The sequence below is a fragment of the Allobosea sp. Tri-44 genome, from assembly GCF_004123845.1.
Lineage (GTDB): Bacteria > Pseudomonadota > Alphaproteobacteria > Rhizobiales > Beijerinckiaceae > Allobosea.
The window spans coordinates 1-7,975 of record NZ_NBDP01000031.1 but is presented as its reverse complement, the minus strand read 5'-3'; the positions used below and the strand labels follow the sequence as shown (position 1 = coordinate 7,975).

Genomic DNA, 7,975 nt, shown 5'->3' with positions numbered 1-7,975 from the left:
ACAAACAGTCGGTTGCGAGGGACCGGCCAAAAAAGAAAAAAACCGTCCTCTCGTCCCCCGCCTTAGCCGACCCAAATGACAAACAACAACCCGGAAAAAGGACCGGCTTTGAGACGTGAGTAGTCGATCGACGTGCACCCGCTCAAGCCGATCAAGCAAAACAGCGCGATCGTTCGAAATCTCGCGGATAGGCTCGACCTACACATGTCACCGCCCCCCAGACCCGGACGTCCTGCAGAAGGCCGAAGAGATCGAGCATCTGATCGGGCAAATCAGGCGCGAAGCCCCGCCAGCCCTATTTGTTGCAGGGAAAAGTCGCGCTCGGCATGCCACCGGCGGCGGCCCTGCGCATCGGCCCGCCATTGGCCGCTCGCATCCGCCAGTCTTATCCCGAAGTGATGCTCAGCCTGCGGGACGGCGTGAGCTCCCTCATCCAGGAATGGCTGATCGCAGGCCGCATCGATCTTGGCGTCACCTATAATGCGACCCCGGTCGACGGACTGGAAATCGTGCCGCCCCTGCGCGAGCGGGCGGTGCTGGTCGGTCCGCCCGCAGACTCCTTGGCCGGAGAGCACGAACCGATCCGGCTGCGCGAGATCGCCGGCCCTCCGCTGATCATGCCGAGCCTGCCTCACAACAATCGACGCGTTCTGGAAGAGGCCGCGGCCCGCCACGAGGTCCGGCTCGTCATCCGGGCCGAGGTGGATAGCGTTGCGCTGACCAAAGTCCTGGTGCGGGACGGGCAAGGCTATACCATTCTGTCGCACGCCTCGGTCGAGGACGAGGCCAGCCGCGGCGAGCTGAGCCGGCGCGTCATCGACAGCCCGCCCGTCTTCGCTGATCTGTCGCTGGTCGCGACGAAAGCGGCCCTCGGCGAGCCGCTGAAACGGCACGTCGCCCTCGAGCTGCGCCGGCTGTTGACTGAACTCTGCGAGAGCGGTGCCTGGCCCGGAGCGACGTTGACGAAACCAGAAAGGGTAACGGTCGCTCAGGTCAATCATTCCACATGATGGAATATGCACGCTGCCGCAGCATCGTTCGGACGCTTTACCCTGTTGCCAATGTCGAGTCGCGCTGCCGCAAAGACGCGACCAAGAAGCATCAGGAGGAAACGTCATGATCAATCGCCGCCATCTCTTGGCGTCACTGGCCTTCACCGCACTGCCGACATCCTCTTATGGGCAGAACTATCCAAGCCGCCCTGTACGGATGATCGTGCCCTTTGCGCCGGGCGGCTCTGTCGACACGTTTGGCAGGCTGCTATCGGATCGGCTTTCCCGCAGCATGGGCCAGCAATTCTACGTCGAGAACATCGCCGGTGCGACCGGCAATATCGGGACGGGGCGTGCGGCGAAGGCCGATCCTGACGGCCAGACCATCCTTCTCGCCTTCAGTTCCCATGTCATCAATCCGGCCCTCTTCGCCTCGCTGCCCTATGACCCGATCAAGGATTTCGAGCCGGTCACGCTGGCCGTCTCCGCGACGCACGCGATCATCGTCCACCCGACCGTGCCGGCGACCTCGCTCGCAGACCTGATCGCCCTGGTGAAGGCCAATCCCGGCAAGTACAGCTTCGCTCATGGTGGCGTCGGCACACCCGGCCACCTGCTGGGCGAGCAACTGCGACTGACGACCGGCATCGATCTGGCGCCGGTGCCGTTCAATGGCGCTGGCCCCGCCGTGACATCCGTGCTGACCGGTCACACTCCGATCGGCGTGACCGCACTTTCGCCTGCCGCGCCGCAGATCGCCGACGGCAAGATTCGGGCGCTCGCCGTAACCAGCGCCAGCCGAGCCCGCTTGATGCCGCAGGTGCAGACCACGGCGGAGGCCGGACAGCCGGCGATCGTCGGCGACCTCTGGGTCGGGGTGCTTCTGCCGGCGCGAACGCCCAAAGCCATCGCCGACCTCCTGCAGAAGGAGATCGCGACGCATCTGGCGGCGGCTGACCTGCAGGAGAAGTTGGCGGCGGTCGGCTTCGAGCCGGTCGGCAGCACGTCCGAAGCGTTCGCCAACCGCATGGCCACGGAAGCCGCGCATTGGCGCAGCGTGATCGAGGCGGCGAAGATCAAGCCGCTTTGAGGTCGAAGATGGCTTCAGCCGAATTAAGACAAGTCGCCGACAATGCCTTCGCCTGGATCGGCGCGGGCGGGGATTCCAATGCCGGCGCGATCGTTACGCCGCACGGGTTGCTCGTGATCGACTCGCAACAATTGCCGGGTCTCGCGCGCCAGTTTCGTGCGGGCCTGACCGAGCGGACAGGCCTTCCGGTGATGCGGCTGGTCAATACCCATGGCCATCTCGATCATATCGCCGGCAATGGTGTGTTCGCGGATGCGCCGATCCTTGCCCATGCGAAGGCGCTCGCGGCGTTGCACGAGGATCTCGGCCCGCTTGTCGACGGCGCGTGGCGGCTCTCCGGTTTCGAAGCGACGGCCAAGCTGCTCTGGGGCCGTAACCTGCTGGATCTCGTTCCACCGGGAGACCCGAATCTCAACTGGTTCAGGCAGCGCATCGGAACGCCCGACTATGAGAACCTCGCCATTGCGCCGCCGACCGAAACCTTCGCCGACCAGTTCGAGATCTTGCTGCCGGACGATATCGTGAGGCTCCACTATTGGGGGCCGGCACATAGCGAGGGCGACATCGTCGTGCACCTCGTCCGGCGGAAGGTGATTTTTCTCAGCGATCTGATGTTCTACGGACGCTTCCCTTGGCTGGGTGACTGCGATCTTGATGGCTGGATCGAACGGCTCTCGACCGTGCTTGCGCTCGACCTCGAGACGGTGATCCCCGGTCACGGCCCTCCGACCGATTTGGCGGAAGTCTCGCGGTTCCGCGATATGCTTTCCTTGCTACGCGAGCGGGTCGACCAAGCTGTGCGGCAAGGGTTCTCGGAAGAAGCCGCTATGCATCACGTTGTCCTGCCCGAATATGCGCAGCTTCCGCGCCACCGTGAATGGCTGACCACCAATGTGAAGGCGACGTACCGCTATCTCAAAGGACGGTGAGGCAGTTATTGCGACCCTGAATTCCACATAATGGAATAAAGATGCTTATTGGACAGCGCAGCTCGCCTAGGATTCCGGCATTGATCCGAGCCTGATCCACGCGCAAACGCTGCGGCGTCGGCCGGCTCAAGCAACAAGAACGATGTCCGGGAGGACCGATGATCCAGGTGTTTCAGGGCGTGCGCGTCATCGACGCGACACATGTGCTAGCGGGGCCTTTCGCAAGCTATCAGCTCGCCGTGCTGGGCGCCGATGTCATCAAGGTCGAGTCGCCGCATTCGCCCGACCAGGCCAGGATGCAGGGCTCCGATCGCAAGCTCAACGATGCCCAGATGGGCACGGCCTTCATGGCGCAGGCCTCCAACAAGCGCGCGCTGTCCCTCGATCTCAAGACGGAAGGCGGCCGTGAAGCGTTCAAGCGGCTGGCGAAGACGGCCGACGTGCTGGTCCAGAACTACCGGCCGGGCGCGCTCGATGCGCTGGGCCTCGGTTACGATGCGCTGTCTGTGCTCAATCCGCGGCTGATCTATTGCGGCATCTCCGCCTTCGGGGCGCACGGTCCCAAGCGCGAGGAGACCGGCTACGACAATGTCCTGCAAGCCTATTCCGGCATCATGGCGATGACCGGTCATGGCGACGGGCGCCCGCTGAAGAGCGGCGCGCAGGTCGTCGACTATGCCACCGGCCTCGCCGCGGCCTTCGCGCTCTCGACGGCGCTCTATCAGCGCGAAAAGACAGGGCGAGGACAATTCATCGATCTGTCGATGCTGGACGTCTCGCTGATGCTGTTGACCTCGCATGTCGCGGGGCACAGCTGGAACGGCGCACATCCGGAGGCGAAGGGAAATCATTTCCCGTTCGCGACGATCGGTTGCTACGCGGCAGCCGATACCGACCTGATGATATCGGCGTCCAACCTGGCGCAGCAGCGCCGCCTTTGGACCGCGCTCGGCCGCGAGGACCTGGTCAAATCCGACAACAATCAGCGTCTTGACGATCATGCGCGCGAAAGCGCCGCGCTGACGCAGATCATTGCGACGCGTTCGGCCGCCGAATGGGAGGCGTTTTTCCGCCGGCACCGCATCCCGGCCGCACGCATCCGGCGGATGGAGGAGGCCTTGGCCGATCCGCAGATCGCCGCGCGCGATGTCATCCAGCGGCCCGCCGCCGCGGGGGCCTTCGAAGCGCTCGGCGTGGCGGTTGCCCCGTTCAGGATGTCGGACAGCCCGGCGCGCGTTACGGCGCCGCCCCCGGCAGTCGGCGAGCATAACGAGATGCTGCTGGCCGAGCTCGGCTATGACGCCGCAGAGGTGGCAAGGCTGAGGCTCGAGGGCGCGATCGGCTGATTGCGCACACAATCGCCCCGCTGAGGGAGGCAACTCTGGAACGCCACCAACTGGAAATGACGGTGCTGATGACGCCGGACATGGCGAATTTCAGCGGCAAGGTGCATGGCGGCGCCTTGCTGAACCTGCTCGACCGGGTCGCCTTCTCCTGTGCATCGCGCTATTCGGGCGCCTATGCCGTCACGCTTTCGGTCGATCAGGTCGTCTTCAAGGAGCCGATCAATGTCGGCGAGCTGGTGACATTCCGCGCTGCGGTCAATTTGACCGGACGCAGCTCGATGGATATCGGCATTCGGGTCGAGGCTGAGAACATCCGGCTCGGTACGCGCCGGCACACCAATTCCTGCTATTTCACCATGGTCGCAGTTGATGACGAGGGGCGCCCCGTCCAGGTGCCTCCACGCCAGCCGGCTACGGCCTTGGAGCGTCGGCGGTTCAGTGCGGCGCAGATCAGGCGTGAGTTGCGCCGCGAGATCAGCCAGCGTCAGGAGCAGGCGACGCAGGCCGGCGCTGATGGCGAGCCGGGAGAGGCCGGATGAGCAATCCACTGATCGAACTCGCCCAAGCAGCGGCGCGTTGGCAGCACGAGACGTTACCTGAGCCGGTCGAGTGGGCGGCGCGCCGGGTCGTGCTCGACTGGTTCGCGACCATGCTACCTGGCTGCCCGCTGCCGCCGGCGACATTGCTCGCCCGTGCTCTCGCCGAGGAGCGTCCGGCCGGCGGCGCGATCTGCTATGTCGACGGTAGCGCCTCCTCGCCGCGCCATGCAGCGCTTCTGAACGCGGTCGCCAGCCATATCGTCGAGTTCGACGACATTTTCCGCGATGGCGGCTATCATCCGGGTAGCGCGACCGTGGCAGCGGCGCTCGCTTTGGCGCAGCATCGCAAGCTGTCCGCGCAGGCGCTGCACCGCGCTATTGTGGCCGGGTATGAGGTCGGCTGCCGCATCTCGCTCGCGATCCAGCCGAGCCATTACGCCTTCTGGCATACGACCGCGACTGTCGGGACGATCGGGGCGGCGGTCGCCGGCGCGGCCCTGCTCGGTTGCAGCGCTGCCGGCATCGGCCATGCCATCGCGCTGGCTTCGAGCTTCGCAGGCGGCCATCAGCAGAACCTGCAAGGGGAGGGAATGGCGAAGGCGCTGCATCCGGGCCATGCCGCCGATGCCGGGCTGCTCGCCGCCTATGCTGCCGCCGCCGGCGTCACGGGTTCGTCGGAGAGCCTTCACGCCGCCAAGGGGTTCGCCGCGGCGACGAGCGCTTCGCCGGGCGAGTGGAGCGCCGCCCTCGGCGGCCTGGGCGAGTGGACGCCGATCACCCGGATGACGGTGAAGGCGCATGGTTGCTGCGGCCATATCTTTCCGGCGCTCGACGGCCTCAAGGCCATGCGCGAGGCAACGCCGTTCGGACTCGAGCAGATCGTCTCGATCCATGTCGACGGCTATGGCGCGACGCGCTCGATGTGCGACCGGCCGCAAGCCCTATCGGCACAGGACGCTCGCTTCAGCATCCAGTACTGCCTGGCCGCGCAGCTCGTCTTCGGCGGGGTCAGGCTGGACGCCTTCCGGCCGGAGGCGCTGGTCGACCCGCGCATCCGGGCGCTGATGCCGAAGATCAGCGTGGCCGAGGATGCGGAGCTCGCGGCCGCCTATCCGCGCCGGCGGCAGGCGCGGCTGACGGTCACGCTCGCGGACGGGTCCCGGTTCCAACACCACCAGGCCGTCCGCAAGGGCGATCCCGAGGCGCCTTTGAGCGACGCCGAGCTGATCGCGAAATTCGAGGAACTCGCCGGCTCGGTCGCAGGCCCGACGGACGTCGCCGCGCTTCGGAAGACGATCCTGGAAAGCGACCGGCTGCCCGGCCGGCTTCCGCTGCTCCCATCGCACTAGGAGGATACCATGAGTCCGGTCAGGCTTTTGCGCGCCGGCGATGTCGGCGTGATCGAGATCGACAATCCTCCCGTGAACGCAACCTCCCGGGCTGTGCGCCAGGGCCTGTTCGATACAATCCGCCAGGCGCGCGCCGAGCCCGGAATCAAGGCCGTCGTCATCGCCGGCGTTGGCCGGACTTTCACCGCGGGCGGGGACATCACCGAATTCGGGCAGCCGCCACGCGAGCCCCATCTGCCTGACGTACTCGCCGAGATCGAAGCGAGCGACAAGCCTGTGGTGGCGGCCTGGCACGGCACAGCGCTGGGGGGCGGTTGCGAGATCGGTCTCGCCGCCCATGCCCGCATCATTGCCCAAGGCTGCTCGGTCGGTCTGCCCGAGGTCAAGCTCGGGCTCGTTCCCGGCGCGGGCGGCACACAGCGTCTGCCGCGTCTCGTCGGCGCCGTCGCGGCGCTCGACATGATCACGACCGGCCGGATGGTCGGCGCCGACGAGGCGCTGCGCCTGGGCCTTGTCGAACGCATCGCCGCCGGCGATCTGCGGGATGAAGCGATCGCCTTCGCCCGCGAACATATCGGCGGCACGGTCCCGCGCGTCTCACTCCGGCAGGTGCAGTTGCCGCCGGCCTCCGAATGGCAAACCGCCACGGACAAGGTTCGGCGCGAAGCCAAGGGCCGTATAGCCCCGCTCAAGGCGATCGAGCTGGTCGAGGCGAGCATGGCGCTGCCATTCGAAGAAGGACAGCCGATCGAGCGCCGGGCCTTCTTGGAGTTGATGGCCTCGGACCAGTCGCAGGCGCTGCGCCATCTCTTCCTGGCCGAGCGCGAAGCATCGAAATTGCCGGAGCTTGCCGGCGTCTCTCCGCGCGAGATCGGCCGGGTCGGCGTTATCGGCGGTGGAACGATGGGATCGGGCATCGTCGTTGCCTTCCTCGATGCCGGCTACCAGGTGATGCTTCTTGAGGCGAGCGAGGCCGCTCTGACTGCTGGATGCGAGCGGATCGGCGGACTTTATCAGCGCTCCCTGCGCTCGGGCCGCATCTCCGAGGCTGTCCGCGACGAGCGCCTGTCGCGGCTCGAGACCGCTCTCGACCTTGCGGCGCTATCGTCCTGCGATCTGGTTGTCGAGGCGGTGTTCGAGGAAATGCAGGTCAAGCTCGACCTGCTGACGCGCCTGGGAGCTGTGCTTCCGGCCGAGACACTGATCGCGACCAACACATCCTATCTCGACATCGAGGCGATGGCCGATATCCTGCCTGCACCGGAGCGCTTCCTCGGCCTGCACTTCTTCTCGCCTGCCCACGTCATGAAGCTGCTCGAGATCGTGCGCGGCTGGCGCACCTCGCCCCAGGCGCTGGCGAGCGCCTTCGCAGTCGGCCGCAAGCTGCGCAAGATCGCGGTCGTATCCGGCGTCTGCGACGGCTTCATCGGCAACCGCATCCTGGCGAAGTTCCGCGCGCAATGCGAGTTCATGCTGGAGGAGGGGGCGCTGCCGCAGGAAGTCGATGCGGCAATGGAAGCCTTTGGCATGGCGATGGGCCCTTTCGCGGTGCAGGACCTCGCCGGGCTCGATATCGCCTGGGCACGGCGCAAGCGCCTCGCCGCTAACCGCTCCGCTGCTCAGCGCGACGTGCCGCTCATCGAACGGCCCTGCGCAAAAGACCGTTTCGGGCAAAAAGCCGGCAGGGGGGGGTAGCGCTCCGAGCGAGGCCAACGCCGACCCGAACGGGG

At 66.1% G+C, this 7,975-nt stretch carries 7 protein-coding genes; all 7 read left to right on the top strand.

The features are described 5' to 3' along the window. Positions 1–299 precede the first annotated feature (299 nt). The 7 genes from B6S44_RS21305 (at position 300) to B6S44_RS21275 (ending at position 7,940) form a co-directional block, all read left to right on the top strand. A complete protein-coding gene (locus B6S44_RS21305; RefSeq protein WP_129158905.1) occupies positions 300–1,010 on the top strand; it encodes a LysR substrate-binding domain-containing protein in 711 nt (236 codons plus the stop codon). 106 nt (positions 1,011–1,116) lie between these two features. Next, positions 1,117–2,082 (top strand): Bug family tripartite tricarboxylate transporter substrate binding protein, encoded by a 966-nt coding sequence (locus B6S44_RS21300; RefSeq protein ID WP_129158904.1) that lies wholly within the window; start codon positions 1,117–1,119, stop codon positions 2,080–2,082. Further along, positions 2,040–3,011, top strand: coding sequence for an MBL fold metallo-hydrolase (locus tag B6S44_RS21295; protein ID WP_129158903.1), 972 nt, complete (start codon positions 2,040–2,042; stop codon positions 3,009–3,011). Before B6S44_RS21300 ends, B6S44_RS21295 begins: the two co-directional genes overlap by 43 nt. 158 nt (positions 3,012–3,169) lie before the next feature. Then, complete coding sequence (locus B6S44_RS21290; RefSeq protein WP_129158902.1) at positions 3,170–4,357, top strand: CaiB/BaiF CoA transferase family protein; 1,188 nt, start codon at positions 3,170–3,172, stop codon at positions 4,355–4,357. A gap of 56 nt (positions 4,358–4,413) precedes the next feature. Then, the gene (locus B6S44_RS21285; protein WP_129158901.1) at positions 4,414–4,896 is read left to right on the top strand and encodes an acyl-CoA thioesterase; all 483 of its coding nucleotides are present in this window, start codon (positions 4,414–4,416) and stop codon (positions 4,894–4,896) included. After that, entirely contained in the window at positions 4,893–6,245 is a 1,353-nt protein-coding gene (locus B6S44_RS21280) for an MmgE/PrpD family protein (protein ID WP_129158900.1), read from the top strand. Before B6S44_RS21285 ends, B6S44_RS21280 begins: the two co-directional genes overlap by 4 nt. A gap of 9 nt (positions 6,246–6,254) precedes the next feature. Continuing rightward, positions 6,255–7,940 carry a 3-hydroxyacyl-CoA dehydrogenase NAD-binding domain-containing protein gene (locus tag B6S44_RS21275; RefSeq protein ID WP_129158899.1) on the top strand — a complete coding sequence of 562 codons (1,686 nt, stop codon included), beginning with the start codon at positions 6,255–6,257 and terminating at the stop codon, positions 7,938–7,940. Positions 7,941–7,975 lie beyond the last annotated feature (35 nt).

Bases quoted from the DNA above. Each gene is read 5' to 3' on its own strand.
- B6S44_RS21300 (WP_129158904.1), top strand. From the start codon at position 1,117: ATGATCAATCGCCGCCATCTCTTGGCGTCACTGGCCTTCACCGCACTG.
- B6S44_RS21290 (WP_129158902.1), top strand. From the start codon at position 3,170: ATGATCCAGGTGTTTCAGGGCGTGCGCGTCATCGACGCGACACATGTG.
- B6S44_RS21285 (WP_129158901.1), top strand. From the start codon at position 4,414: ATGACGGTGCTGATGACGCCGGACATGGCGAATTTCAGCGGCAAGGTG.
- B6S44_RS21280 (WP_129158900.1), top strand. From the start codon at position 4,893: ATGAGCAATCCACTGATCGAACTCGCCCAAGCAGCGGCGCGTTGGCAG.
- B6S44_RS21275 (WP_129158899.1), top strand. From the start codon at position 6,255: ATGAGTCCGGTCAGGCTTTTGCGCGCCGGCGATGTCGGCGTGATCGAG.